Origin of the sequence: Spirillospora sp. NPDC000708, from assembly GCF_040299565.1 — a bacterium.
GTDB lineage: Bacteria > Actinomycetota > Actinomycetes > Streptosporangiales > Streptosporangiaceae > Spirillospora.
Map to the genome: position 1 here is coordinate 14,699 of NZ_JBEPCJ010000071.1, position 26,122 is coordinate 40,820.

Annotated in this window: 19 protein-coding genes; 4 read left to right on the forward strand and 15 right to left on the reverse strand. The window is 74.5% G+C overall.

What is annotated here, in order from left to right; translation table 11 throughout:
• Positions 1–4 precede the first annotated feature (4 nt).
• The 5 genes from ABT299_RS37125 to mnmA form a co-directional block, all read right to left on the reverse strand.
• Complete coding sequence (locus ABT299_RS37125) at positions 5–2,137, reverse strand: putative bifunctional diguanylate cyclase/phosphodiesterase (RefSeq protein ID WP_190865114.1); 2,133 nt, start codon at positions 2,135–2,137, stop codon at positions 5–7.
• A gap of 254 nt (positions 2,138–2,391) precedes the next feature.
• A complete protein-coding gene (gene ligA, locus ABT299_RS37130; RefSeq protein ID WP_500253587.1) occupies positions 2,392–4,563 on the reverse strand; it encodes an NAD-dependent DNA ligase LigA in 2,172 nt (723 codons plus the stop codon).
• Positions 4,564–4,612: 49 nt separating this feature from the next.
• Positions 4,613–5,617, reverse strand: coding sequence for a uroporphyrinogen decarboxylase/cobalamine-independent methonine synthase family protein (locus ABT299_RS37135; protein WP_190865117.1), 1,005 nt, complete (start codon positions 5,615–5,617; stop codon positions 4,613–4,615).
• Between the two features lie 24 nt (positions 5,618–5,641).
• Entirely contained in the window at positions 5,642–6,460 is an 819-nt protein-coding gene (locus tag ABT299_RS37140; protein WP_190865119.1) for a TIGR03619 family F420-dependent LLM class oxidoreductase, read from the reverse strand.
• A gap of 67 nt (positions 6,461–6,527) precedes the next feature.
• Positions 6,528–7,604: a tRNA 2-thiouridine(34) synthase MnmA gene (gene mnmA, locus ABT299_RS37145; protein ID WP_500253588.1), complete on the reverse strand. Its 1,077-nt coding sequence runs from the start codon at positions 7,602–7,604 to the stop codon at positions 6,528–6,530.
• 68 nt (positions 7,605–7,672) lie between these two features.
• On the opposite strand from mnmA, the gene ABT299_RS37150 reads away from it, so the two are divergent.
• Positions 7,673–8,758: a DUF695 domain-containing protein gene (locus tag ABT299_RS37150; protein ID WP_190865123.1), complete on the forward strand. Its 1,086-nt coding sequence runs from the start codon at positions 7,673–7,675 to the stop codon at positions 8,756–8,758.
• 7 nt (positions 8,759–8,765) lie between these two features.
• On the opposite strand, the gene ABT299_RS37155 is transcribed toward ABT299_RS37150, so the two are convergent.
• The 3 genes from ABT299_RS37155 to ABT299_RS37165 form a co-directional block, all read right to left on the reverse strand.
• On the reverse strand, positions 8,766–9,671 hold the full coding sequence (locus ABT299_RS37155) for a DUF1206 domain-containing protein (protein WP_500253589.1): 906 nt from the start codon (positions 9,669–9,671) through the stop codon (positions 8,766–8,768).
• A gap of 76 nt (positions 9,672–9,747) precedes the next feature.
• Positions 9,748–10,608, reverse strand: a complete 861-nt coding sequence (locus ABT299_RS37160; protein WP_500253590.1) for a DUF1206 domain-containing protein — start codon at positions 10,606–10,608, stop codon at positions 9,748–9,750.
• A gap of 83 nt (positions 10,609–10,691) precedes the next feature.
• Positions 10,692–11,867: a cysteine desulfurase family protein gene (locus ABT299_RS37165; protein ID WP_500253610.1), complete on the reverse strand. Its 1,176-nt coding sequence runs from the start codon at positions 11,865–11,867 to the stop codon at positions 10,692–10,694.
• A 153-nt stretch (positions 11,868–12,020) separates the two neighbouring features.
• Here ABT299_RS37165 and ABT299_RS37170 point away from each other — a divergent pair, with 153 nt between their 5' ends.
• The 3 genes from ABT299_RS37170 to ABT299_RS37180 all read left to right on the forward strand — a co-directional run bounded on the left by ABT299_RS37170 (position 12,021) and on the right by ABT299_RS37180 (position 15,991).
• A complete protein-coding gene (locus tag ABT299_RS37170) occupies positions 12,021–12,539 on the forward strand; it encodes a TetR/AcrR family transcriptional regulator (RefSeq protein ID WP_387027184.1) in 519 nt (172 codons plus the stop codon).
• 180 nt (positions 12,540–12,719) lie between these two features.
• Complete coding sequence (locus ABT299_RS37175) at positions 12,720–14,072, forward strand: MFS transporter (protein WP_500253591.1); 1,353 nt, start codon at positions 12,720–12,722, stop codon at positions 14,070–14,072.
• A gap of 92 nt (positions 14,073–14,164) precedes the next feature.
• Positions 14,165–15,991 (forward strand): serine/threonine-protein kinase, encoded by a 1,827-nt coding sequence (locus ABT299_RS37180; protein WP_500253592.1) that lies wholly within the window; start codon positions 14,165–14,167, stop codon positions 15,989–15,991.
• 54 nt (positions 15,992–16,045) lie between these two features.
• Here ABT299_RS37180 and ABT299_RS37185 read toward each other — a convergent pair whose 3' ends face one another.
• From ABT299_RS37185 to ABT299_RS37215, 7 genes are all read right to left on the reverse strand, one after another.
• Complete coding sequence (locus tag ABT299_RS37185; RefSeq protein ID WP_500253593.1) at positions 16,046–16,996, reverse strand: electron transfer flavoprotein subunit alpha/FixB family protein; 951 nt, start codon at positions 16,994–16,996, stop codon at positions 16,046–16,048.
• A 21-nt stretch (positions 16,997–17,017) separates the two neighbouring features.
• On the reverse strand, positions 17,018–17,797 hold the full coding sequence (locus ABT299_RS37190; protein ID WP_151591051.1) for an electron transfer flavoprotein subunit beta/FixA family protein: 780 nt from the start codon (positions 17,795–17,797) through the stop codon (positions 17,018–17,020).
• Between the two features lie 275 nt (positions 17,798–18,072).
• Positions 18,073–19,347: a protein kinase family protein gene (locus tag ABT299_RS37195; RefSeq protein WP_500253594.1), complete on the reverse strand. Its 1,275-nt coding sequence runs from the start codon at positions 19,345–19,347 to the stop codon at positions 18,073–18,075.
• 288 nt (positions 19,348–19,635) lie between these two features.
• Positions 19,636–21,951, reverse strand: coding sequence for a protein kinase domain-containing protein (locus tag ABT299_RS37200; protein WP_500253595.1), 2,316 nt, complete (start codon positions 21,949–21,951; stop codon positions 19,636–19,638).
• 181 nt (positions 21,952–22,132) lie between these two features.
• Complete coding sequence (locus ABT299_RS37205) at positions 22,133–24,049, reverse strand: serine/threonine-protein kinase (RefSeq protein WP_500253596.1); 1,917 nt, start codon at positions 24,047–24,049, stop codon at positions 22,133–22,135.
• Positions 24,050–24,102: 53 nt separating this feature from the next.
• Positions 24,103–24,927 carry a serine/threonine-protein kinase gene (locus ABT299_RS37210; RefSeq protein WP_500253597.1) on the reverse strand — a complete coding sequence of 275 codons (825 nt, stop codon included), beginning with the start codon at positions 24,925–24,927 and terminating at the stop codon, positions 24,103–24,105.
• A gap of 178 nt (positions 24,928–25,105) precedes the next feature.
• The gene (locus ABT299_RS37215) at positions 25,106–26,056 is read right to left on the reverse strand and encodes an acyl-ACP desaturase (RefSeq protein WP_190852210.1); all 951 of its coding nucleotides are present in this window, start codon (positions 26,054–26,056) and stop codon (positions 25,106–25,108) included.
• Positions 26,057–26,122: the final 66 nt, after the last annotated feature.

The following is a 26,122-nucleotide window of genomic DNA, read 5'->3' on the forward strand; positions in this document are numbered from 1 at the left end:
TCTTCTACGCCGCGGGTTCGGGGGCCCGCTGGACGTTGCGGCGCAGCCAGTCGGTGGCGGTGTCGGCGTCCATGGGGCGGCCGAAGTGCCAGCCCTGCGCGGCGTCGCAGCCCATCTCGCGGAGCAGGCGCGCGGTCTGCGGGTCCTCGACGCCCTCGGCGACCGAGCGCAGGCCGAGGGTGCGGACGAGGTCGACGATCGAGCGGACGATCACCGCGTCGTCGCCGGACTCCGCGAGCCGCCCGACGAACGAGGAGTCGATCTTGATCTCCTCGACCGGGAGGCGCTTCAGCCGGACGAGCGAGGAGTAGCCGGTCCCGAAGTCGTCGAGGCTGAGCGGGATGCCGAGCTCGGCGAGCCTGGCGACGGTGTCGGAGGCGTAGGCGGGCTCGCTCATCAGGATCCGCTCGGTGATCTCCAGCTGCAGCGCGGCGGCCGGCAGGCCGCGGGCGAGCAGGCCCTCCTCGATGGTCTCGGTGAGGCCCATGTCGAGGAGGTCGCGTCCGGAGGCGTTCACCGCGACCTGGACGGCGAGGTCCTCGCGCCACCACGCGGCGGTCTGGGCGAGGGCGGCCTCGACGACGTGGTGCGTGATGGAGCGCATCAGGTAGGTCTGCTCGGCGATCGACAGGAACGCCTCGGGTTCGAGGAGCCCCTTGTCGGGGTGGCGCCAGCGCAGCAGCGCCTCCATGCCGACGAGCTGGCCGTCCCGCAGCGACACCTTCGGCTGGTAGAACAGCTCGAGCTCGGACCGGTCGATGGCGCGGCGCAGGTCGCCGAGCATGCTGAGCCGGGCCGGGGAGTTGCGGTCGTTGGCGGGCGAGTAGACCTCGACGCCGGTGCGGCCCTCCTTGGCGTTGTACATCGCGACATCGGCGCGCTGCAGGAGCAGCTCGAAGTCGGGGGCGTGGTCGGGGAACAGCGCGATCCCGACGCTGGCCTCCAGGTCGAACGACATGCCGTCGAGCCGGACGGGTTCGCCGAGCGCTGCGCGCAGCCGCGCCGCGACCTCGCGGGCGGCGGCCTCGTCCCGGACGGACGGCAGCAGCACCGCGAACTCGTCGCCGCCGAGCCGGGCGACGAGGTCGCCGGGCCGGACGCTGTGGGTGAGCCGGTGCGCGACGAGCTGCAGCAGCCGGTCCCCGGTGGGGTGCCCGAGGGTGTCGTTGACCTCCTTGAACCGGTCGAGGTCGAGGAGGAACAGCCCGGCGCGCTGGTCGCGCTCCTCCGGGACGGCGCGGCGCCGCGAGGGCCTGAGCGCGACCGGCCCGCGTTTGGCGGCGCGCCCGGCCGCGCTGCGCTTCTCGGCGCCGCGGGCCTCGGCGAGGGCCTCCTCGGTCCGGACGATCAGCAGCTTGCGGTTCGGCAGGCCGGTGAGGCCGTCGTGCAGGGCCTGGTGCTCGCGCCGGACGGCGACGGAGGCGTTCAGGTAGACGGCGATGAACGGCAGCAGGATCAGCGGGACGAACAGCGCGGACCGGTCCATCGCGATGACCATGAGCGGGGCGAGGCCGAGCAGCGCCAGGTGCACGAGGATCTGGTAGGCGAGGTCCCAGCGCAGCGCCTTGATCAGCGAGACCCGCTCGTGCAGCGCGACGGCCGAGCCGACGAGGGTGTCGTTGCAGAGGAAGTAGACGGTGCCGGCGAGCGCGATGGCGGGCAGGTCGGCGCCGTCGGGGACCCAGGTGCTGGACGGGGTGGCGAGGTCGCCGGCGAGGGCGAGGACGAGCTGGGCGGCGCCGAGGCTGAGGGTGTACTGGGCGGCGTTGAACGCGATCCGGTGGGGGGTGCGGCCGCGGAAGACGCCGCAGGTCACGACGGCGATCGCCTGGAGCGCGGCGGCGACGGGCAGCCCGGCGTACAGCAGCGCGGCGAACGCGAACGTGGTCGAGGTGGTGGCGCCGTTGGTCTCGGTGGATCCCGGCGTGATGATCGGGCGCAGCTCGCCGAAGACGATGAAGCAGCCGAGGATCCAGAACACCGGGTTCCCGGCGAGCGCGTCGAGGTCGGCGCCGGTCAGACCGGCGAACGCGGCGGCGCACACGGCGACGCCGAGCAGGATGACGACGACGAAGTAGATCCACAACGGGGAGCCGCGGCGCGGGGCCGTGTTCCGCGTGTTGTTCGGGTCCTTCATCACATCCTCGGGGGGTTCGGGGGGCCGTCCCCGGCACCGGGCGCACCGGACTCCGGGGCGACTCCCCCCGGATGGTGCGTCCGAAGATTCAGGTGGGTCGTGATGTGAGGGAGAGTACGGCCTTTGCTCAACTTCGCGAAACCGATTGCGTACGTTCCGTTATGCCCCTTCCGTACCGGCCCCTCACCTGTCGGTAGCTGAAGTGTACCCCTGAGTAACGCGACACTGGTGAGGGGCCGCTTAACCACGCCGGGTCATGCGTCCGCGCGCATAGTTACATTTTTGGCCGCATCTGGCCCATCGGCGAGGAGCACCCGGAAGCCGTCCTCCTCCAGGACCGGTACGCCAAGTTTGACGGCTTTGTCGTACTTCGACCCCGGGCTGTCGCCCACGACCACGAAGCCCGTTTTCTTCGACACCGACCCGGACACCTTCCCGCCGAGCCGCTGCACCGCCTCCGTCGCCGAGTCGCGGCTGAACCCCTCCAGCGACCCGGTGATCACCACCGTGACGCCCTCCAGCGGCCGCGGGCCCGCCGCGCCCTCGTCCTCCATCCGGACGCCGGCCGCCCGCCACTTGTCCACGATCTCGCGGTGCCAGTCGACCTCGAACCAGCGCTTGATCGACGCGGCGATCGTCGGGCCGACGCCGTCCACCGCCGCCAGCTCCTCCTCCGTCGCGTTCGCGATCGCGTCCATCGACCCCATCTCGCGGGCCAGGTCGCGCGACGCCGACGGCCCCACGTGCCGGATCGACAGCGCCACCAGCACCCGCCACAGCGGCTGCCGCTTCGCCTTCTCCAGCTCGTCGAAGAGGATCTCGACGGTCTTCTTCGGCTCGCCCTCCTTGTTCGCGAAGAACGACACGACCTTCGGCTCGCCGGTCTTCGGGTCGGTCTTCGTCGTCCCCGTGCGCTGGTCCAGCACGAGGCTCCGGATCGGCAGCAGCTGCTCGACCGTCAGGTGGAACAGGTCGCCCTCGTTCCTCACCGGCGGCTCGCTCGGCTCCAGCGGCTGCGTCAGCGCCGTCGCCGCCACGTACCCGAGCGCCTCGATGTCGAGGGCGTTCCGGCTGGCCACGAAGAACAGCCGCTCCCGCAGCTGCCCCGGGCAGTACCGCGCGTTCGGGCAGCGGATGTCGGCGTCGCCCTCCTTCTCGTACGCCAGCTCCGTCCCGCACTCCGGGCACTCGGTGGGCATCTCGAACTCGCGCTCGGAGCCGTCCCGCAGCGCGGTCACCGGCGCGACGATCTCCGGGATCACGTCGCCGGCCTTGCGCAGCACCACCGTGTCGCCGATCAGCACGCCCTTGCGCTTGACCTCGCCCGCGTTGTGCAGCGTCGCCCGCTCGACCGTCGACCCGGCCACCTTGATCGGCTCCATCACGCCGTACGGCGTGACCCGCCCGGTCCGGCCGACGCCGACCTTGATGTCGAGGAGCTTGGTGTTGACCTCCTCCGGCGGGTACTTCCACGCGATCGCCCAGCGCGGCGCCCGGCTCGTCGACCCCAGCCGCCGCTGCAGCGAGAACTGGTCGACCTTCACCACCACGCCGTCGATCTCGTACGCCGGGTCGTGCCGGTTCTCGCCGTAGAAGTCGATGTACTCGCGGACCGCGTCCAGCCCGCCGACGACCTTGTACCGGTCGCTGACCGGCAGCCCCCAGCCGCGCATCAGCTCGTACGCCCCGGACTGGCTCTCCGGCCGCGTGCCGCCCTCCCACGCGCCGAACCCGTGGACGAGCATGCTCAGCGGACGGTGCGCCGTGACGCGCGGGTCCTTCTGCCGCAGCGACCCCGCCGCCGCGTTCCGCGGGTTGGCGAACGGCTCCCTGCCCGCCTCCACCTGCACCGCGTTGACCTGCTCGAACCCCTCGACCGGCAGGAAGACCTCGCCGCGCACCTCCAGCAGGTCCGGCCAGCCCTCGCCGGCCAGCCGGTCCGGCAGCGCGTCGATGGTGCGGACGTTGTTGGTGACGTCCTCGCCGGTGCGGCCGTCGCCGCGGGTCACCCCGCGCACCAGCCGGCCCTTCTCGTAGGTCACCGCGATCGCCAGGCCGTCGATCTTCAGCTCGCACAGGTAGCCGGCGACCTCGCCGACCTCCTTGACCACCCGCTCGTCCCAGGCCAGCAGCTCGTCGGCGCTCATCGCGTTGTCGAGGCTCTGCATCCGCTCCAGATGCTCGACCGTCGCGAAGTCCGTGGTGATCGGCGCGCCGACCCGCTGCGTCGGCGAGCTCGGCGTGACCAGCTCCGGATGCTCGGCCTCCAGCGCCTGGAGCTCGCGCATCAGCCGGTCGTACTCGGCGTCGGTGACCGTCGGCTGGTCGAGCACGTAGTAGCGGTAGTTGGCCTCGTCGATGCGCTCGCTCAGCTCCAGGTGCCGCTGAGCCGCCTCCGTCGGAACGCCCTCGCTGCTGGTGGTCATGCGCCTATTCTCGCCGCTACCACCGACAATATGACCAGCGGCGCGCCCCCTACTCTGCGCCTTCGTACAGCATCCGCGCCGTTTCGCGGCAGCGTTCGAGGGCGGCGCGGACGTAGCGCGGCGACGCGCCCGCCATCCCGCACGCCGGCGTGATCACGACCTGCCGGCCCAGCTGCGCGGCCGGGAAACCGAGCCGGCGCCACAGCTCCTTCACCGGCGCGGCGGTCGCCTGGAGGGACGGCAGCGCGGCGTCCGTTCCGGGCACCGCGCCGAGGAACAGGCCGACGCCCGCGTCGATCGTCTCGCCCACCGCGTCGTCGTCGCGCCTCGGCACGAGGCCCAGATCGACCGAGATCGCCTTCGCGCCCGCACCGCGCAGCAGCGCGTACGGGACGTTCCGGGCGCAGCAGTGCACGACCGGGTACGCGCCCGCCGCGTCGATCACCTGCCGCAGCGCGTCCTCGGCGACGGGCGCCTCGACGGCCCGCAGCCGCGCGAACCCGCTGGCCGTCGGGACCGTCCCGGCGAGCGCGGCGGGCAGGCCCGGCTCGTCCAGCTGCACGATGACCTGGGCGGCCGGCAGGCGCCGCCGGACGTCGGCCACGTGCGCCGCGACGCCCTCGGCCAGCGACGCGACGAGATCGCGGACGGCGCCCGGGTCCTTCAGCGCGCGGTCGCCGTTCCGCAGCTCGATCGTCGACGCCAGCGTCCACGGCCCGCACACCTGGATCTTGAACGGGCCGTCGTGGCCGCCCGCGACCTCCTCCAGGACGTCCAGGTCCCGCGCGAGGTGGTCGAGGGAGCGCACCGTGTCGCGGCCCGGCCGGTCGGAGAACCGCCAGCCGGACGGCTCCACCCGCACCGGCATGTCCACCAGCAGCCCGGCCGTCCGCCCGGTCAGGTCGGCGCCCGGCCCGCGGGCGGGGAGCTCCGGCAGGTGCGGCAGCTCGGGGAGCTCCCCCAGCACGATCCGCAGCGCCTCGGCCGGGTCGTCCCCCGGATACGACCCGACCCCGGTCGCCGTGCCCGCCTGCCACGGGAAGTCGCTCGTCACGGACGGAACCCTACCGGCGGACGATCAGAGCAGTTCCGCCAGCCGGTCCAGGCGGCGCAGCGTGTCGTCCGCCGGCTCGGTCGGCAGGTCGAACAGGGCCTCGTCGACGCCCGCGCCCTCCAGGCTCGCGATCACCTCGGGCTTCGGCGGGACCGCGAACAGCGTCACCGGGACGCGCCGCCCGGCCCGCTCCCGCAGCTCGGCGATCTGCGCGGCGAGCGCGTCGGTGCCCCGCCCGAAGATCGGCATCCAGCCGTCGCCGAACTCGACCACCCGGTCGAACGTCGTCGGCCCCGACCCCCCGATCAGCACCGGCGGGTGCGGGTCCTGCACCGGCTTGGGGTAGGAGAACACCGGGTCGAAGTCGACGAACTCGCCGTGGAACTCCGCCTCGTCCTTCGTCCACAGCTCCTTGACCGCGAGGACGCGCTCGCGCAGCAGCCGCATCCGGGTCGTCGGGTCGGTGCCGTGGTTGCGCATCTCCTCCCGGTTCCAGCCCGCGCCGACGCCCAGCACGGCCCGCCCGCCGGAGACCAGGTCGAGCGAGGCGACCTCGTTGGCCAGCACGATCGGGTCCCGCTGGACGATCAGCGCGATGCCCGTGCCGACCCGCAGCCGCTCGGTCGCCGTCGCGGCCGCGGTCAGCGTCACGAACGGGTCGAGCGTCCGGTAGTAGCGCCGGGGCAGCTCGTCCCCGCCCGGCCACGGCGTCTCCCGCTTCACCGGGATGTGCGTGTGCTCGGCCACGAACAGCGACCCGAACCCCCGCTCCTCCAGCGCCCGCCCCAGCGCGGCGGGCCCGATCCCGTCGTCCGTCACGAACGTCGACACACCGAATTTCACAACGCCCTCCAAGCGCGCACCGGCTCATTGACTCGCGGCAAGTCAACGCATGGTCATGGGGTGCCCGTCAAGCGGGGACGCGGGCCGTCTCGGCGATCGTGGCGGAGCCGAGGACGCGGTCGCCCTCGTAGAGGACGGCGGCCTGGCCGGTCGCGACGCCGCGCGCCGGGGCGTCCAGGCGGATGCGCAGGCCGTCGCCGTCCCGCTCGGCGGTGCAGGCGTACACCTCGCCGTGCGCGCGGAGCTGGACGTGGCAGGCGAACGGCCCGGCGGGCGCCTCGGCCAGCCACACCGGCCGCTCCCCGAGGATCTCGTGGACGTCCAGCTCCTCGCGCGGCCCCACGGTCACGGTGTTGGTGACCGGCGAGATGTCCAGGACGTAGCGGGGCTTGCCGTCCGGGGCGGGAACGCCGAGCCGCAGCCCCTTGCGCTGCCCGATCGTGTACGCGTACGCGCCGTCGTGCTCGCCGACCCGCGTCCCGTCGGTGTCGACGATCGGGCCGGGCGCCGAGCCGAGCCGCTCGGTGAGGAACCCGCGGGTGTCGCCGTCGGCGATGAAGCAGATGTCGTGGCTGTCCGGCTTGTCGGCCACCTGGAGGCCGCGCCGCTCCGCCTCGCGCCGGATGTCGGCCTTGGTGGTGTCGCCGAGCGGGAACATCGCGTGCGCGAGCTGCTCCGGCGTGCAGACCGCCAGCACGTACGACTGGTCCTTGCCCTCGTCCACGCCGCGGCGCAGGACGCCGCCGTCCAGCCGCGCGTAGTGGCCGGTGCAGACCGCGTCGAAGCCGAGCGCCATCGCCCGGTCCAGCAGCGCCGCGAACTTGATCTTCTCGTTGCAGCGCAGGCACGGGTTCGGGGTGCGGCCCGCCGCGTACTCGCTGACGAAGTCCTCCACGACGTCCTGGTGGAACCGCTCGGCGAGGTCCCACACGTAGAACGGGATGCCGATCACGTCGGCGGCGCGGCGCGCGTCCCGGGAGTCCTCCAGGGTGCAGCAGCCGCGCGCCCCCGTCCGGTACGACTGGGGGTTGCTGGACAGGGCCATGTGGACGCCGGTGACGTCGTGCCCCGCCTCGGCGGCGCGGGCCGCGGCCACCGCGGAGTCGACGCCGCCCGACATGGCGGCGAGTACGCGCAGAGTCATAGTGCATCCGAGCGTACGCGGCGTCGGAGGGTCGGTCGCCGCCGTTTCCGCGTACGATGAGCCGGGTTATGGGAATCTTCCGCCGCCCGCGCGAGTCCTCCGCCGCGACACCGCCCGCGATCAGCGAGTTCTGGGAGTGGTGGGCGCAGGCCCGCCCGACGATCGAGGCGTCGCTGGCGGCCTCGGGCACCGGCCCGGAGGACGCCGGCGGCCCCGCGCCCGGCGAGGGCCTGTCGGCGGAGGCGATCGAGGAGCTGTCCCGCCGCGTCCACCGGATCCACCCGGACCTGCAGTGGGAGATCGGCGGCGCGGACGACCGCACGCCGTCCCTGACGGTCACCGGCGGCGGCGACCCCGAGCTGCGCGGGCTCGCCGAGCGCTGGTTCCGCGCCGCCCCGGCCGGCGCGGCGGCCGGCGACTGGACGTTCCATCCCGCCCGCCGTCCCGACCTGGAGATGCTGTCGCAGGACCTGGTCCTCGGCGACCACGAGTTCGACCTGGAGTACGTCCGGCTCGGCATGCGCGCCGACCCCGACCGGGCCCGGGTGCACATCACCGCCTACCACCCCGACTTCCTGTTCGTGTCGGAGGAGCAGCAGGTGGCGGTCGCCCTGCACGTGCTGGACTGGGCGCTCGGCGAGGACGACGTGGCCCGCTGGATCGGCGAGGTCTCCATCGCGACGGAGGCGCCGATCGACTCGCTCCCGCCGTCGATGCTGTCCGCGGTCGTCGAGCAGATCGCCGAGCCGTTCAGCGAGCCCGCCTGGCTCACCGGCGAGGGCCGCACGCCCCGGGGCCACCCGGCCCGGCTCGGCGCCCGGTTCCCGCTGCACCGGCAGGACTACCCGCTCTGCGACCTGCACGTGGCGATCACCGTCCCGTACGCCAACGCCAACCCCGACCGGCTCCCCGTGGAGCCGTCGTCGGGGGCGCTGCGCGCGTTCGAGAAGAAGCTGACCAAGCTCGGCGACCGGGCGGTCCTCGCCGTCCGCGAGACGGGGGACGGCCTGCGGGTGTTCCACCTGTACGCCGACCCCGACTCCGGGGTGATCGCCGAGCTGGACCAGCTCGCCGCCGGGTGGGGCGAGGGCAAGGCGAAGGTCGCCTCGACCGCCGACCCCGGCTGGAAGGCCCTGGCGCCCTACCAGCCGTGAGCCGCCTCTAGCGGACCTGGGGCAGCAGCCGGCGGGCGCCTCCGCGGCCCGTCCGGCCCCGGCCCCGGGAGCCGTTCCGGACGGCCTCCACCTTGCGCCAGCGCGCCTCGCAGAACGAGTAGGCCCCGAAGACCAGCAGCCCCACGGCGACGACGACCAGCAGCCACGGTCCCGCCGGGGTGCCAGCGAACTGGCGCAGCGTGCCGTCGAGCCCCTTGGCCTTGCCGGGGTCGAAGGTGACGGCCGCGTACCCGAGGAAGACCCCGACGCCGCCGAAGACGACGCCGCGGGAGGCGCGGCCGACGACGCCGAGCGTCTTGACCACGGTCCGGGTGCGGGGGCTCATCCGCCCGGTGTTGAGGCGTTCGAGGAACTTGCGCCGGACGGCGCCGACGACGCTCCCGACGCCCCAGGCGAAGAAGCCGATGCCGACGGCCAGGACGAGCCACCGTCCGCCGGTGTGCTCCATCGCGCGCGCCGTGTACGTCTTGGACTGCTCGTTGCTGGAGTTCCCGCCCTGCCCGAGCACGAAGTTCAGCATGGTGACGAAACCGGCGGAGTAGAAGACGCCGCGGCCGAAGGACGCCAGCCGCTTGGTCGCCTTCCTGCCGTCCGCGGTGGGCTGCCCGAAGGCCGCCTCGGAGAAGCGCCAGAGGGCGAGCCCGGCGAACCCGGCGGTCAGCAGCCACAGCATCACGGTGCCGCCCGGCTTGTCCGCGACCGTCTGGAGCGCTCCCTGCTTGTCGGCCTCCTGGCCGCCGTCGCCCAGCCCTATCTGGACGGCGAGCCAGCCGATCAGCAGGTACAGCACGCCCCGCGCCACCAGACCCGACCGGCAGAAGGCGTGGAACGCCTTGTGTCCCGCAACCTGCCGACCGGCCCGCTCCACGCCGTCGGCCGCATTCGTGGTCATCGTCCCCGTCCCTTCCCGTCGCGAACGGCAGAGCTGTGCCCGATGACGAGTCGGTCAAACTCCGGCAAAGTGCAGCTCAGGCGCCGGGAGGGCGGTCGTCCTGCGGTTCGACGGCCTCGACCTTGCGCCACCGGACCTCGCAGAAGGAGTAGAGGCCGAAGGTCACGACGCCCAGGGCGATCACGGCCATCCCCCAGCCGCCGGCCGGGGTGGCGGCGAACTCGCGCAGCACGCCGTCCAGCCCCTGGGCCCGGTCCGGCTCGAAGGAGATCGCCGCGTAGGCCAGGAAGGCGCCGACGGCGCCGCCGATCAGGCCGCGCGCGACGTTCCCGACCATCCCGAGGGGCTGGACGATCCAGTGCGCCACCGTGCCCATCTCGTCCGTCGCCAGCTCGTCGCGGAAGGCGCGCCGCCCGGCGTTGACCAGCGTGACGACGCCCCAGACGACGAAGCCCGCGCCGACCGCGAGCACCGCCCAGCGGCCGCCGGGCTCGGCCATGGCCCGCGCGGAGAGGGCGCGTGACTGCTGGTCGCTCGACGTGTGCCCCAGCCCGAAGAGGAAGCCGATCGTGCCGGCGCACCCCGCGACGTAGGTGAGCCCGCGGAAGGCGGCCGGGAGCCGCATCCGCTTGCGCCGTCCCTGGGGAAGGGGGCGCCCGTACAGCGCCTCGGCGAACTGCCACAGGGCCAGCCCGGCGAACCCCGCGGCGAGCAGGCAGAGGACGGCCCAGCCGCCCGGCCTGTCCGCGATGGCGCGCAGCGCGCCCTGCTTGTCGGCCTCCGTGCCGCCGTGCCCGGCGGCGATCAGCAGGGCCAGCCAGCCGATCAGCAGGTAGAGGACGCCGCGCGCGGCGAGGCCGGCGCGCGAGAGGAGGTGGAACCAGGGGTGCCCGGCCGCGCGCCGCCCGACCTCGCGGGCCGTGTCCTTCGCCGCCATCTCACCTTCCTTGAACGGCGAACGCCGTCCCCGTTCAAGGATCGGTCAAACCCGGCCGCCGAGGGAGGGGCGGGCCGCCTCGGTCAGGACAGTCCGGCGCGCCGCGCCCGTTCGACGGCGGGGCCGATGGCGTCGGCGAGGGCCTTGACGTCGGCCTCGGTGGAGGTGTGGCCGAGGGTGAAGCGCAGCGAGCCGCGGGCCCGCTCGGGGCCGGTGCCCATCGCCATCAGGACGTGGCTGGGCTGGGACACGCCGGCGGAGCAGGCCGAGCCGGTGGAGCAGGCGATGCCGCGGGCGTCGAGCAGCATGAGCAGCGCGTCGCCCTCGCAGCCGGGGAAGGAGAAGTGGGCGTTCCCGGGGAGCCGGTCGGCGGGGTCGCCGTTGAGGATCGCGTCGGGGACGGCGGCGCGGACGGCCTCGATGAGCCGGTCGCGCAGGTCGGCGAGGCGGCGGGCCTCGGCGTCGCGGCGGGCCGCGGACGCCTGGACGGCGGCGGCGAACCCGGCGATCGCGGGGGTGTCGAGCGTCCCGGACCGGACGTCGCGCTCCTGGCCGCCGCCGTGCAGCAGCGGCACCGGGTCGAGGAACAGCGGTTCCTTCGGCTTGGCGAGCAGGAGCGCGCCGACGCCGACGGGGCCGCCGAGCTTGTGGCCGGTGATGGTCAGCGCCTGCGCGCCGCTGGCGGCGAACCGGACGGGCAGGTGCCCGGCGGCCTGGACGGCGTCGGTGTGCAGCGGGACGCCGTGCTCGCGGGCGACGGCGGCCAGTTCCGGGACGGGCTGGACGGTGCCGACCTCGTTGTTGGCCCACATCACGGTGGCGAGGGCGACGTCGTCGCCGCTGCCGAGGGCCTCGCCGAGCGCCTCGGGGAGGACGCGGCCGAGGCCGTCCACCGGGACCCACTCGACGGTGGCGCCCTCGTGGTCGCCGAGCCAGGCGACGGCGTCGAGGACGGCGTGGTGCTCGACGGCGCCCGCGAGGACGCGGACGCGGGCCGGGTCGGCGGCGCGGCGGGCCCAGTAGAGGCCCTTGACGGCGAGGTTGTCGGCCTCGGTGCCGCCGGAGGTGAACACGACCTCGCTCGGCCGGGCGTCGAACGCCTCGGCGATGATCTCGCGGGACTCCTCGACGACCCGGCGGGCGCGGCGGCCGGCCGCGTGCAGCGAGGAGGGGTTGCCGAGCTCGCGCAGCTCCGCGGTCATCGCCTCGATGGCCTCGGGCAGCATCGGGGTCGTCGCCGCATGGTCGAGGTAGGTCACCACGCGCTCAACAGTATCCGCGCGGCCGCTGTTCCCCGCGGGCGCCCGGGAGCCTGCGGGAGCGGCGCTGGGTGGGGTGCCGTGACCTGGGGAATAACGCTGCGCAGGGCGCGGTTGGCGTGTATACCGTCCGGCCGGTACAGTGGAATGGTCATGAAACGTGAAGCCCTCCTGGACGCCGCGGAGTCCGTGCTGTTCGAGCACGGCACGCAGGCGCTGACGCTCGCCGCGGTCGCGGACCGCGCGGGGGTCAGCAAGGGCGGGCTGCTCTACCACTTCCCCACCAAGGAAGCTCTGGTCAAGGCCATGGTGGCGCGGGTCATCGAGGAGTTCGACGGCCTGATCGCCTCCTACGACGACGGCACGCCGGGGTCCTACACCCGGGCCTACGTCGAGGCGACCTTCGAGATCCTCGGCGGGGAGGCCCGCGCGTACCGACGATGGTCGGCCATCACGGCCGCCGCGGCGGATCCGGAGCAGGCCGAGCCGCTGAACGAGGCGATGCGGCGCTGGCACGGCCGCGATCCCGCCGACGACCCGGACCCGGGCGCCGCGCAGGTGGTCCGGCTGGCGGCCGAGGGCCTGTGGGAAGTGGTGAGCCACGCGCCCGAGCTGTACGACGGGGAACAGCTCGCGGCACTGAAACGGCGGCTGCTGGCGCTCCTGCCGTAGCACGCCGATGACCTGAGGCAGGGCGCCGCCCCCGGCGCCCACCCGGCACCGTCCGAGACGCTCCCGGCCCCATCGGGGTCTGGAGCGTTCCATGACGCCCGGATCCCCGCCACAGAGGAACCAGCGCGCACACGCGTGCGCACGCATCGCATGCGCGACGAGCCGAGAAAGAGGTGAACCATGCTGTTCCGTGCCCGTTCGGGGACGTTCCTGACCTTCGCACTGGCGGGCCTGCTCACCGGAGTGTGGGTGGCCAGGATGCCGGCGCTGGCCGGGAAGTTCGGGACGTCCGAGGGCGAGATCGGCATCGTGGTCCTCATCTGGGGCCTCGGCGCGATCGTCGCGATGCAGGCCCTGCGCGGCGTCATGGCGCGGGCCGGGAGCCGCAACGTGCTGCGGGTCGCGCTGCCGCTGACCGCGCTGTCGTACGCGGGCGTCGCGCTCGCCCCCACCTACGGGCTGCTGCTCGGGGCCGTCGCGCTGTTCGGCATGACCTTCGGGATCACCGACATCGCGATGAACGCCCAGGGCAGCGTGGTCGAGCAGGCGTACCGCCGGTCGATCATGAGCGGGATGCACGCGGGCTGGTGCGTCGGCGCGATGAGCGGCGGCCTGTACGGCGTCGCGACCGCGGCGGCCGGGCTCGGCTTCACCGCCACCGTGCTGGTCGCCGCGCTGGCGGCGGTGCCGCTCGGCCTGGCGCTCGGCCGCACCTACCTCCCCGACGGCTACCCGGTCGACAGCGGCGCGGTGCCCGCCACCGCGCTGCCCGCCGCGTCCGGGACGGGCCGGGCGGCCCGGCGGCTGCCCGGCGCCGTCTACCTCATCGGCGTGCTCGCGTTCATCGCGTTCATGACGGAGGGGTCCATCGCCGACTGGAGCGGGCTGCTGCTGCACGACGAGATGCACGCATCCCAGGCCCTCGCCGCGCTCGGCTACCCGATGTTCGAGCTGGCGATGCTCTTCGGCCGGCTGGTCGGGGATCGGGTCCGGATGCGGCTCGGCACCCGCCGGCTGCTGACCGGCGCCGGGATCGGGACCGCGCTCGGCATGACGGCCGTCGTGCTGGCGCCGTCCGCGCCCGTCGCGATCGCCGGGTTCTTCGCGACCGGGCTGGTGGTCTGCACGGTCGTCCCGACGACGATCTCGCTGGCCGGGACCGCCGCGCCGGGCCGCCCGGCCGCCGCGGTCGCGCAGGTCGGCGCGATGGGCTACGGCGGCCTGCTGCTCGGCCCGGTCGTGGTCGGGTTCCTGTCGGACGCGACGTCGCTGCGCGTCGGCGTCGGCGTGGTCGTCCTGCTGGCGCTGCTGATCGCGGCCGGCGCCCGCCTGCTCCCGCTCCGGTCGCTGGCCGACGTCTCGGCGCACTCCCCGGAGGCGGCGGTCGCCGCGGCGGAGGCGCCATCGGCGGTCGCCGCGGCGGAGGTGCCGGCCGGGATCGCCGACACCGAGGCGCCGCAGACCGCCGGGGTCGCCTCCGGCGCGTCCGGCGACGACCCGAACGGCACCCACCCGGAGCCCGTCGCCGCCTGACGCCGTTCACGCCGCCCCTCACCGGAGGCTCCCTCCCCCACCGAGGCGCTGATCCGGTATAAACGCCCTCTAATCCAGAGACGGGGCGGCATATGGGCGACTGGCGGGTTCCGGGGTACAGCGAGCTGCGGGTCCTCGGCGAGGGGGCGCAGGGCCGGGTCGTCCTGGCGCGGCACGACGGCACGGGACGGCCCGCCGCGATCAAATACCTCGCCGGGGCGCTCGCGGGCGACGCGGAGTTCCGCGAGCGCTTCCGCGGCGAGGCGGACCTGCTGCGGCGGCTGCGCCACCCGTTCGTCGCCCGCCTGTACGGGCTGGTCGAGACGGCCGACGGCGCGGCGATCGTGATGGAGGCGGTGGACGGGGCGTCGCTGAAGGCGGTGCTGGCCCAGAGCGGGCCGCTGGCGCCCGAGGCCGCGCTCGCGGTGCTGAAGGGCTCGCTGCTCGGCCTGGCCGCCGCGCACGACCTCGGCATCGTCCACCGCGACTACAAGCCCGCCAACGTGATCGTCCGCGGCGACGGGTGCAGCAAGCTGATCGACTTCGGCATCGCGGTGGAGGCCGGGGAGGGCGGACGGTCCGGCACGCCCGTCTACATGGCGCCCGAGCAGTGGCGCGGCGAGCCCGCCTCCCCCGCCACCGACGTCTACGCCGCGGCGTGCGTGTTCTTCGAGTGCGTGACCGGGCGCCGCCCCTACACCGCCGAGGACCAGGCCGGGCTCATGGGCCGCCACCTCACCGCGCCCATCCCGGTCGCCGACGTCCCCGAGCCGCTGCGGCCGCTCATCGAGCGGGGCCTGGCCAAGAGCGCCTGGGACCGCCCGCTCGGCGCCGCCGCGTTCGTGACCGAGCTGGAGTCCGCGGCGTCCGGCGCCTACGGCCCCGACTGGGAGACGCGCGGCGTCCGCACGCTCGCCGGCGCCACCGCCGCGCTGTCCCTGCTGTTCCCCCTCACCGCGCTGGGCCTCGGCTCGGGCGGCGCCGGAGCGGGCGCCGCCGCGGGCGGAGCGGGCGCGGCCGGCACGGCGGGCGCCGCGAGCGCCGCGGGCGGATCCGGCGCGAGCGCCGGGACGGCCGGGACCGCCACGGCCGGCAAGGGCGTCCTCGGCGCGCTCGGCGCGAAGGGCGCCGCGGCGGTCGCGGGCGGCGCCGCCGTCGTCGCGGCGGGCGCCGGCGCGGCCGTCTACGTCGCGGAGGCGAAGGACAAGCCGGAGCCGAAGCCGATCGTGGCCGCGCTCGCCGCGCTGAACGAACCGCCGCAGGACCTCGGCCGCGGGATGACGTTCCAGGCGCGGGGGCAGGTCGTCACGGTCTCGGGCGGGCGGCCAGCGCTCGTCCGGAAGATCAACGCGGCGCTGCGGGCGCCGCTCGAGGAGCGGTGGGCCAAGACCCGCAAGGGGCTCGCCGGGATCGGCAGGGGCGGCTACACCGACGTCGTGAAGGCGGCGATCCTGATGCGCGGCGACCGGCTGCTGTCGGTCTGGTACACCGTCTCCCTGCAGGGCGAGCGCGGAACCGGCTGGGACCACTCGCCCGCCGTGACCGTCGACCTGCGGACCGGTGCCGCCTACCGCCCGCTCGACCTGTTCCGCGTCCCGACGCGGCAGGGCCTCGCGCCGCTGGACCGGAAGATCAAGGCGCACCTGCCCCACGGCACCTACTGCTACAGCGACGTCGACGCCGGGACCGGGCCGATCCAGCCGCACGGCACCGACAACCCGTCGGCGTTCGTCGGGACGGGCGACGTCAGCATGGCGCTCACGCCGATCGGCCTGCGCGTGGCCTTCTACGGCGCGCTGCTCGGCTACGCGTCCGCGTGCGGCGAGGAGGACACGACCGTCCCCTACGCCGAGGTCAAGGACATGATCAAGCCGGAGTTGCTGGCGGCCGTCCCGTACCCGCGGCCGGCGCGCTCCTGACACGCCGGACGCCCCGCCCCCGGAGCGTTCCGGGGACGGGGCGTCCGGGAGAGGTCACTTGCGCTTGTTGATCTCTTCGGTGAGCTGCGGCGCGACCTGGAACAGGTCGCCCACGACGCCGTAGTCGACGAGCTCGAAGATCGGCGCCTCGGGGTCCTTGTTGATGGCGACGATGGTCTTCGAGGTCTGCATGCCGGCCCGGTGCTGGATGGCGCCGGAGATGCCGACCGCGACGTACAGCTGCGGCGACACGGTCTTGCCGGTCTGGCCGACCTGGAACGAGTGCGGGTACCAGCCGGCGTCGGTCGCGGCGCGGGACGCGCCGACGGCCGCGCCGAGCGAGTCGGCCAGGCCCTCGATGATCTTGAAGTTCTCGGCGCCGCCGACGCCGCGGCCGCCGGAGACCACGATCGCGGCCTCGGTCAGGTCCGGGCGCTCGCCCTTCTCCTGGACGACCTTCTCCACGATCTTCGTGGCCTTGTCGGCGTCCGACAGGGTCACCGACACCGCCTCCTCGGCCGGGGTGGCCGGGGACGCCTCGGGGGCGACGGAGTTCGGGCGCACGGCGATGATCGGCGTGCCGGTCTTCACCTTGGCGTGCGCGATGATCCCGCCGCCGAAGATGGAGTGCTCGGCGACGAGGCCGTCGGCGACGTCCACCACGTCGGTGAGCACGCCGGAGCCGGTCTTGACCGCCAGGCGGCCCGCGATCTCCTTGCCCTCCGCGGTCGCGGAGACCAGCACCGCGGCCGGCGACTTGTCGGCCACGAGCTGCGCCAGCAGCGCGGCCTTCGGCGCGACGACGTAGGAGGTCAGCTCCTCGTCGGCGGCGACGTAGACCTTCGCGGCGCCGTACTCGCCGAGCTTGTCCTTGGCACCGTCGGCGCCCGGGCCGATCCATACCGCGGAGGCCTCGCCCAGCTTGTTCGCCAGCGTCAGCAGCTCGAGGGCGACCTTCTTGACCTCACCGTCGACGTGGTCGACGAGGACGAGAATCTCAGCCATTGTTCTAATCCCCTTCCTCGGTCAGACGAACTTCTTCGACGCGAGGAACTCGGCGATCTTCACGCCGCCGTCGCCCTCGTCGGTGACGATCTGACCCTGCGCGCGCGGCGGGGCCTCGGCGAAGTCGACCACCTCGGTGGCCGCGTTCGCCAGGCCGACCTGCGCGGCGTCGATGCCGGCGTCGGCGATGCCGAGCGTCTCGACCGGCTTCTTCTTGGCCGCCATGATCCCCTTGAACGAGGGGTAGCGCGGCTCGTTGATCTTCTCGACCACGGAGACCACCGCGGGCAGGGTCGCCTCGACGCGGTCGAAGCCGTAGTCGGTGACGCGCTGCGCCTTGATGGACGAGCCGTCGATCTCGACCTTGTTGGCCAGCGACACCTGCGGCACGCCGAGCCGCTCGGCGAGCATCGCGGCGAGCACGCCGGTGCGCGCGTCCGTCGACTCCGAGCCGAGGATCACCAGGTCGAAGCCGGTGCGGCCGAGGGCCTGCTGGATCGCGTAGGAGGTCTGCAGCGCGTCGGAGCCGGCGAGGGCGTCGTCCACGAGGTGGACGGCCTTGTCGGCGCCCATCGCCAGCGACTTGCGGATGGAGTCGGTGGCCTTGTCCGGGCCCATGGTCAGAACGGTCACCTCGCCGCCCTGGGCCTCCTTGATGCGCAGCGCCTCTTCGATGGCGTACTCATCGAGCTCGTTGATGACACCGTCCGCGGCAGCGCGGTCGAGCGTGCTGTCATCGGACTTCAGCTTGCGCGGGCTCTCCGTATCGGGAACCTGCTTCACCAGGACGACGATGTTCATGGCCGGTGGCCGACCTCCCTGCACTCAGTTGGCCGCTGGGGTAAGCGGACAGAGGGGCGCCGCCCATGACGGGTCGACGCGGACATGCGTTTCGCTGTCACAGCCTGCCAAACACCCGAACGTGCTTCGGAGCCGGGTCCCCGGTTCGGCCGTGCACGACAAATGTTACTCATCGGTAGCCTACTGGCAAATCCCAGTTCGTGAGACCTTACCCACGTGCCCACCGGGTTTGCCGGGCCCGTCCCGTCCAGCGGACGGCGTGACGCGGGCACCGCTCACCCGCGGTCCAGGGCGTTCTGCAGCCGGTCCATCGACCGCTCCAGCGTGCTCTGCAGCCCGTACATCGGCGCGAAGCTCGGCATCAGCGACATCGCCCCGACCACCGCGACCAGCGCGAGCACGCCCAGCGCCACCCCCGCGACCGCGATCCGCCGCGGGCTGCCCGCGACCGCCATGAACATCCGCTCCAACTGCCGGCGCGGCGCGCTGACACCCGGCGCCGTCCACAGCACCGCCGCCCCCGCCCCCGCGCCGAGCGCGCAGGCGCCCAGCGAGTCGATCTCCCCGCCGATCACCGACGCCGCCGCCAGCCCGAGCGGCACCGCCGCCGCCAGCACCGCCGCGTACGGGACGGTCAGCGCCGTCCGTCCGAAGGCCGACGCCCACCCGGCGACCGTGTCGGACGTCGCCGCCCGCAGCGCCGTCACCGCGACCAGGGTCAGCAGCAGGCCCATGATCGGCATCATCACCGCGACGCCGACCCCGATCACCACCACCATCGCCGCGAGCAGCCGCGCCCACGCCTGCGCCACCGCCGGCCCCTCCGGCCTCCCGGCCGGCTCCGCGGCGGGCACCGGCGCCACCGGCGGCGCGGTCTCCTCCACCGCCGGCGCGGGCGCCGGGACGGGCCGCGCCGGGCGCACCACCAGCCGGGACGCCTCCTCCGCCAGCCGCTCCGCGTCCGGCCGGGCCGCCGGATCCGGGTCCGCGGCCGCCTCCACCAGCGGGCGCAGGTCGGCGGGCAGCGCGTCCGGCGGCGCCTCGTGCCGCCCGGTCGCCGCGAACGCCACCGTCGCCGCCCAGGCGTGCACGTCGCCGGGCCCGTGCGCCCCCGCCGCCAGCCCGAAGTCCACCACGACCGGCGCGCCGTCCACCACCAGCACCGTCCCAGGCCCCAGCTCGCCGTGCGCCAGCCCCGCCCGGTGCACGGCGGCGAGCGCCTTCGCCAGCCCGGCCGCCATGCGCCGCAGCGCGTCGCCCGCCATCGGCCCCTGCTCCGCGACGACCTCCGCCAGCGGACGGCCCGGCACGAACCGCGACACCACGTACGGCCGCCGCCCTCCGGACTCCCCGTCCAGGACGTCCGCCGCATAGGGGCTGGCCACCGCGCGCATCCGCTCGATGTCCGGCGCGGCGCCCGGCGGGAGCAGCCTGATCGCCACATCGCGCCCGTCCGGCCCGGTGGCCCGGTGCACGCCGGACGCACCGGCCGGCCGCGCCAGCAGCCGGTACGGCCCGATGTGCTCCTGGTGGCTCGTCTCGCCGCTCATATGGCCCGCCACCCTACCCACCGCCCCACCGCCCCCGCAGCGATCCGCCACCACCCCCACATGCAGGCACGCGATGTGGCATAGCCGGCCGGCACATGCGAGCACGGCGGTTGAACTCCCGCCCCGGGGGTTTGAACCTCAGCCACCGCGCGGGCAGGCACGCGGAGCGAGTGCAGCGAGCGCAGCGGGCCTGCCCGACGGTTGGCAGGCTGTTTCGCGCGGAGCGCTAGCGGAGCGGGAAACAGCCTGCCAACCGTGACGGGGGTTCCAGGGGGTCGTCCCCCTGGGCTACACGTAACCGGTGCGGCGGAGTTCGGTTTCCAGGGCGGCGAGGAAGGCGTCGACCTCGTCCTTGTCGTAGGTCTCGCGGAGGCGCCGGAGGGTGAACGAGCGGGCGCGGACGTCGTCGGCGCCGATGACCTCGGCGAGGCCGCGGCGGTCGCCCTCCAGCCAGTCGCGGACGCGGGCGAGGAACCCGTCGACCTCGGCGGGGTCGTACCCCTCCTTGAAGCGGGCGCGGGTGAAGCGGGCGGTGCCGAGCAGCGCGATGGCGCGGCGGACGTCGGCGAGCCGCCCTGGCATCACCGGGCGGCCCTGGAGGAGGCCCTGCGCGTGCCTCGCGTAGAGGCTCGCGGCCTGGTAGATCTCGGCGAGGCGGGGGGCGTTGGCGGGGACGCCGGTGCCGGTGCGGGCGTCGCGGGCGGCGCGGGTCGCGGCGTCGAGGGACTTGCGGGCGTGGCCGGCGGCGTGCTCGGACCAGGTGCCGCCGATGGCGTGGCTGCGCTCGGCGGCGACGAGCTCCCGCTTGGCCTCGGCGAGCGACACCTCGATCACCGAGACCGTCAGCGCGAAGCCGGCCTGCGCGAACGCGGCGCGGCCCGCGACGACCCGGTCTGCCGGCGGCGCCGGCTCGGGCGGCGGGGGCGGCTCCGGTTTCGGGGCGGGCTTGAGCCGCAGCCGGGGCGCGATCGAGCCGGGGTTGGCGAACCGCGCGGCCAGCTCCGCCGCGTCGGGCCGCTGCCCGGGGTCGCGGGCCAGCGCGTCCTCCAGCACCTCGCGCAGGTCGGGGTCGATGCCGGCGAGGTCCGGCCACCCGGTCAGGACGCGGCGGACGAACGCCGCCGGGCTCGTCGCCTCGTAGGTGCGGCGCCCGGTCGCGGCGTAGGCGATCGTCGCGGCCCAGCCGAACACGTCGGTGGGCGGCCCGGCGGGCCTGCCCTCCAGCACCTCGGGCGAGACGTAGCCGGGCGTGCCGACGGGCCCCTGGGTCAGCCGCGACGCCCCGGACAGGGACGCGATGCCGAAGTCGATCAGGATCGGGTCGCCGGACACCATCATCACGTTGCCCGGGTTGACGTCGCGGTGGACGCTCTCGGCCTCGTGGACGGCGGCGAGCGCGCCGGCCAGGCCGCCGGCGAGCCGGAGCAGGCCGTCGCGGGGCAGCGGGCCGCGGCGCTTGACCGTCTCCAGCAGGGAGGTGCCCTCGACGTAGCGGGTGACGATGTAGGGCGGGTCGGCGTCCACGTCGTGGTCGACGAGCTCGACGACGTTGCGGCTGCGGATCCGGCGCATCGCCTCGACCTCGCGGCGCAGCCGGTCCTTCGCCTGGAACTCGGCGGGCAGGAACGGGTGCAGCGTCTTGATCGCGATCATCCGGCCGTCGTCGGCGCGGGCGAGGAAGACGTCGCCCATGCCGCCGCGGCCGAGCCGCTGCAGCGGCCGGTACGGGCCGATCGGCGCCAGCGGGCGGGGCCGTTCGCCGATCTCGCGGGCCCCGGTGGACACGGCCGGGCCGCCGCCGGTGGACACCCGCAGCCCGGCGGAGTCGGGGCGCAGCGCCCGCAGCCGCTTCACCAGCGCCTCCGCGGACGGGCGGGCGGACGGGTCGGCGGCGAGCGCGTCGGCGAGCAGCGGGCGCAGCTCGTCGGGGACGCCGCTCAGGTCGTGGTCGCCGCGGATGATCCGGACGCAGACCGCCGCGTCGTTCGGGGCGTCGTAGAGGTCGGCGCCGGTCGCGGCGAACGCCACGGTCGCGGCCCACGCGAACACGTCCGCGGACGGGCCGGCGTCGGCGCCCTCCAGCAGTTCGGGCGCGAGGTAGCGCCAGGTGCCGGACCGGCCGCCGCCGGTGTGGGTGAGCCGGGTGTCGTCGACGCCCTGGGAGATGCCGAAGTCGATCACGACCGGCTCGCCGGCCTCCAGCAGCACGTTGCCGGGCTTGATGTCGCGGTGGACGACGCCGGCGCGGTGCACCGCCTCCAGCGCCTCGGCCGTGCCGACGGCGATCCGCCACAGCGCCGCGCCGGTGATCGCGCCGCCGCCGCGGACCTCGTCCAGCAGCGGCCGCCCCTCGACGTACCGGGTGACGATGTAGGGGACGCGGGCGTCCACGTCGAACTCGACGATCTCGGCGACGCGGGGGCTGGTGACCCGGCCCATCGTCTCGACCTCGCGGCGCAGCCGGGCGCGCGAGTCGGGGGCGTCGACCAGGTGGGGGTGCAGGGTCTTGACGGCGAACGTGCCGCCGCGCGGGTCGCGGGCGCGGAACACCTGCCCCATGCCGCCGGAGCCGATCAGCTCCACCGGGCGGTACGGGCCGATCATCTCCCCGCCCGCGTCCGACGGTTCGGCGGGGGGCGACTCCGGGGGCGGGGCTGCGGCGGGGCCGGTGGCGGGCGGTTCGGCGGGGAGCGCGTCCTGCGGGAGCGGCGGTGCGGGGACCGGGGCGGAGAACGGCGGCGGACCGCCCGGAGCCCCGCGCGGCGGCGGGGGGAGCCAGGCCCCGTCAGACGAACGGGAACCCGGTGACGAGGTCGTGGACATCGCTGCGCAGGCTCTCCAGGTTCTGGCTCATGCCGTCCAGCGGGGTGGTGTCGGGGGGCTGCTTCTGGGAGAGGCCGACCAGCACCGCCGCGAAGATCCCCAGGATGAGGGCGGCGGCGAGGGCGGCCTCGGTGCGCGGGAGCAGCGCCCCCCAGATCCGGGCGAGCTGGCGGCGCGGCGCGCCGCTGCCCGGCGCCAGGCAGAGCAGCCCGATCACCGCCATCGCCGAGTACGCGATCGCCCGGGACGCCGTCATGTCGGACTTGGTGAAGATCAGCACGCCGAGCAGGACGAGCCCGGCGAACACGCTGAGCGCCGCCAGCAGCGCGGTGACCATCACGGCGCCGGGCAGGTGCAGCGGCGTCCGGAACGCGGCGGCGACCGCGTCGCCTGAGCGGGGGCCGCGCCGGGTCCGCTTGCCCTCCATGCCCTGGGCGGCCTTGTCGGCGCTGCGCAGCACGAGCACGCCCACGATCGTCACGCCGACCGCGAGCAGCGGCGCGATGTTGGCGAAGCCGAGGAGCGCCACCAGGACGAGGAAGCCGAGCACCCGGTACCACCCGTAGGGCTTGCGGGCGTCCTTGTCGCGGTCGTCGCGGGCGGGTTCGGGACGGCGGTGCTGCGTGTCCTGCTGCTGCGGGTCGTAGGGGCCGCCCTGCTGCGGGCCGCGCTGCAGCGCGTTCGGCGGCGGCTGGTTGGGGGGCGGCTGGGTCGGCGGCTGGTTGTAGGGGCCGTAGTTCGTCGGCTGGTACGTCCCCTGCGTGCCGTAGTTCTGCGGCCCGTACCGGGGCGCGGCGTCGTAGGGGCCGGGCGCGGGCGGTGGGACGGGCGGCGGCGCGGCCGGCGGGAGCTGCCCGACGAAGTCCTTCGGCTGCGCCGGGACGGGCGCGGGCGCCGGGAGCGGCGCGGGCGCGGGGGTCGGCCCGCCGGCGAGCCCGTCCGTGCGGCCGGGCGTCTCGTCCGGCGGCATGGCGAACTGCCGGGCGTGGTCGGGCGCGGGCCGCCCGACCGGCTGGGACGTCGCGTCCGGGCGGGTGTAGTGCTGGTCGATCCGCGTCTGGTCGGTGATCGTCGCTTCGAGGTGGATGCGCCGGGCGAGCTGGACGAGGTTCACCGCGGTGGGCCGCTCGGCCGGGTTGCGGGACATCGCCGAGCGCAGCAGCGGCAGCAGCGCCTCCGGCACGCCGTCCAGGTCGGGCGTGCCCTGCATGATCTTGTAGAAGATCGACTCGAAGGTGCCGGAGCCGAACGGCGGGCGGCCGGTCGCGGCGTAGGCGACCGTGCCGGCGAGCGCGTGCACGTCCGACGGCGGCCCCGCGTCCTCGCCCTCGATGATCTCCGGGGCGAGGTAGCCGGGGGTGCCGATGACCATGCCGGTGGCGGTCAGCCGGGTCGCGTCCGCGCCCTGCGCGATGCCGAAGTCGATCACGACCGGCTCGCCGTCCACGATCATGACGTTGCCCGGCTTGAGGTCGCGGTGCACGATCCCCGCGCCGTGGATGGCCGACAGCGCCGACGCCAGGCCGACCGTCAGCCGCTGCAGGCCCGGCCCGTAGATCGGGCCGCCCTCCTCGACGACCTCCTCCAGCGTGCGGCCGGGCACGTACTGGGTGACGATATAGGGCTGGTCGGCGGTGACGTCGGCGTCGAGGATCTCCGCGACGTGGGGGCTGTGCACGCGCCGCATCGAGTCGACCTCGCGGGCCAGCCTGCGGCGCGCCGTGGCGTCGCCCGCCACCGCCGGCCGCAGCACCTTGATGGCCACGTTGCGCCCCTCGGGGTCGGCGCCGAGGTAGACGACGCCCATGCCCCCTTCCCCGAGGGTCTGGAGCACGCTGTAGTGGCCGATACGGTCCCCGGACGTGACTGCTCCCTCCATCGTTTCCGAAACCCTACCTTCGCCGCCCCGGCGAGAAGGATTCAACGGTCATCTCAGGCCGCCGCAAACCGGCCGCGAACCGTGATAGGGTCGTCACTTTGCGCGAGCGCCCCCGCGATCCAGCGGGCGGTCGGCCGGTCCGCCGGGTCCCGCGCCAGCGCGCGGCGCACCACCCCGAGCAGCGGCTCCGGCACCCCGTCCAGATCCGCCTGGCCGCGCAGGATCCGGAAGCACACCCCGTGCAGCGAGCCCCGCCCGAACGGCGGGCGGCCCGTCGCCGCGAACGCCGCGGTCGCCCCCCAGGAGAACGCGTCCGACGCGGTCGTGGCGCGCTCCCCCTCGATCAGCTCCGGGGCCAGGTAGGCGGGCGTCCCCACGACCATCCCGCGCCGGGTGATCTGCTCCATCCCCTCGTGGTGGGAGATGCCGAAGTCGATCAGCGTCGGCCGGTCGCCCAGCACGATCACGTTGCCGGGCGAGACGTCCCGGTGCAGCACGCCCGCGTCGTGCACGTCGGCGACGGCCAGCGCCAGCCGCCGCGCGAACCGGACGAGCCGGTCCCCCGCGAGCGGCCCGTACGCGTCGACCAGCGCGTTCAGCGGGCAGCCCGGCACGTACTGCATGACGACGTACGGCCGCTCCGCCGACACCCGGCCGTCCAGCAGCCGCGCGACGTACCGGCTGTTCACCCGCGCCTGCACGGCCAGCTCGCGGGCCAGCCGCGCGAGCGCCTCCGGCTCGCCCGCGACCTGCGGGCACAGCTCCTTGACCGCGACCTCGCGGCCCTGCGCGTCCAGGGCCAGGTGCACGATCGCGGTGCTCCCCCGGCCGATCTCGTCCAGCAGCCGATACTCACCCAGGCGCCGTTGGGTCCCCATGAACACTGAGACGCCGGAAACCGCGATCACGTTCCGGCAAAACCCGATCGGACGCCGGCGGCGGCGCGGCCGTTCCCGCGAGAAGATCACGAAACGGCCGCGACGCGGCGCGAGGCGGTGCGCTCCCGGCGCGGGGCGGTGCGGTCCCGGCGCGGGCGGGCGCGGCTCGGTGCGGGGCTCAGCCCTTGCGGGCGGCCTGGCGGGCGCGGCGCTCCTCGCGGCGGGTCTCGAACTTGGTCGCGGCGGCGTCGAGCTGCTCCATGAACTCGGCGAGCTCCTCGCGGGCCTTCTCCCCGTCGCCGGTCAGGTCCGTGCGGTCGAAGACCCCCCACTTGCGCAGCACGGGGCTGAGGACGTCGTCGTGGTGCAGGCGCAGGTCGTAGATGCCGGCGTTGGCGATGACGACGGACTTGCGCAGGAACCCGTCGATGCTGTGGCCGGGCATCTGGAACGCCTTGACGACGTCGGTGATGGCCCGCATCGTCTCGTTCGGGGCGGCCTCCAGCGCGGCGCCCATCAGGTTCCGGTAGAAGATCATGTGCAGGTTCTCGTCGGCCGCGACGCGCGCCATCATCTGCTCGCAGAGCGGGTCGCCGGACGCCTTGCCGGTGTTGCGGTGCGACACGCGGGTGGCCAGCTCCTGGAACGACACGTAGGCGGTGCCGTGCAGGAACGATTCGCCGTGGTCGGCCTCGTAGCCGGCCTCCATGTGGTGCATCCGGGCCCGCTCGAGCGCGACGGGGTCGACGGCGCGGGTGACGGTGAGGTAGTCGCGGATGACGATGCCGTGCCGGTTCTCCTCGGCCGTCCACCGGTTGACCCAGGTGCCCCAGGCGCCCTCGCGGCCGAACACGGTCGCGATGGCGCGGTGGTAGCCGGGCAGGTTGTCCTCGGTCAGGAGGTTGACGATGAGGGACTCGCGCGCCTCCGGGGTCACCTTCGACTGCTCGATCGACCAGGGCTCGCCGTCGAGCGGCCCGTCGAAGTCGCGGCCCTCGCTCCACGGCACGTACTGGTGCGGGAACCATTCCTTGGCCATGGACAGGTGCCGGTTGAGCTCCGTCTCGACCACCGGCTCGAGGTCGAGCAGGAGGCCGGTCTGGAACTTCTCTTCGGGGGTCACGGACATGCGTTTCCTTCGCTGGACGAGTTGGAGTGCCGGACGGTGCCGCCGCGCCCGCGGCACGTTCTGGGG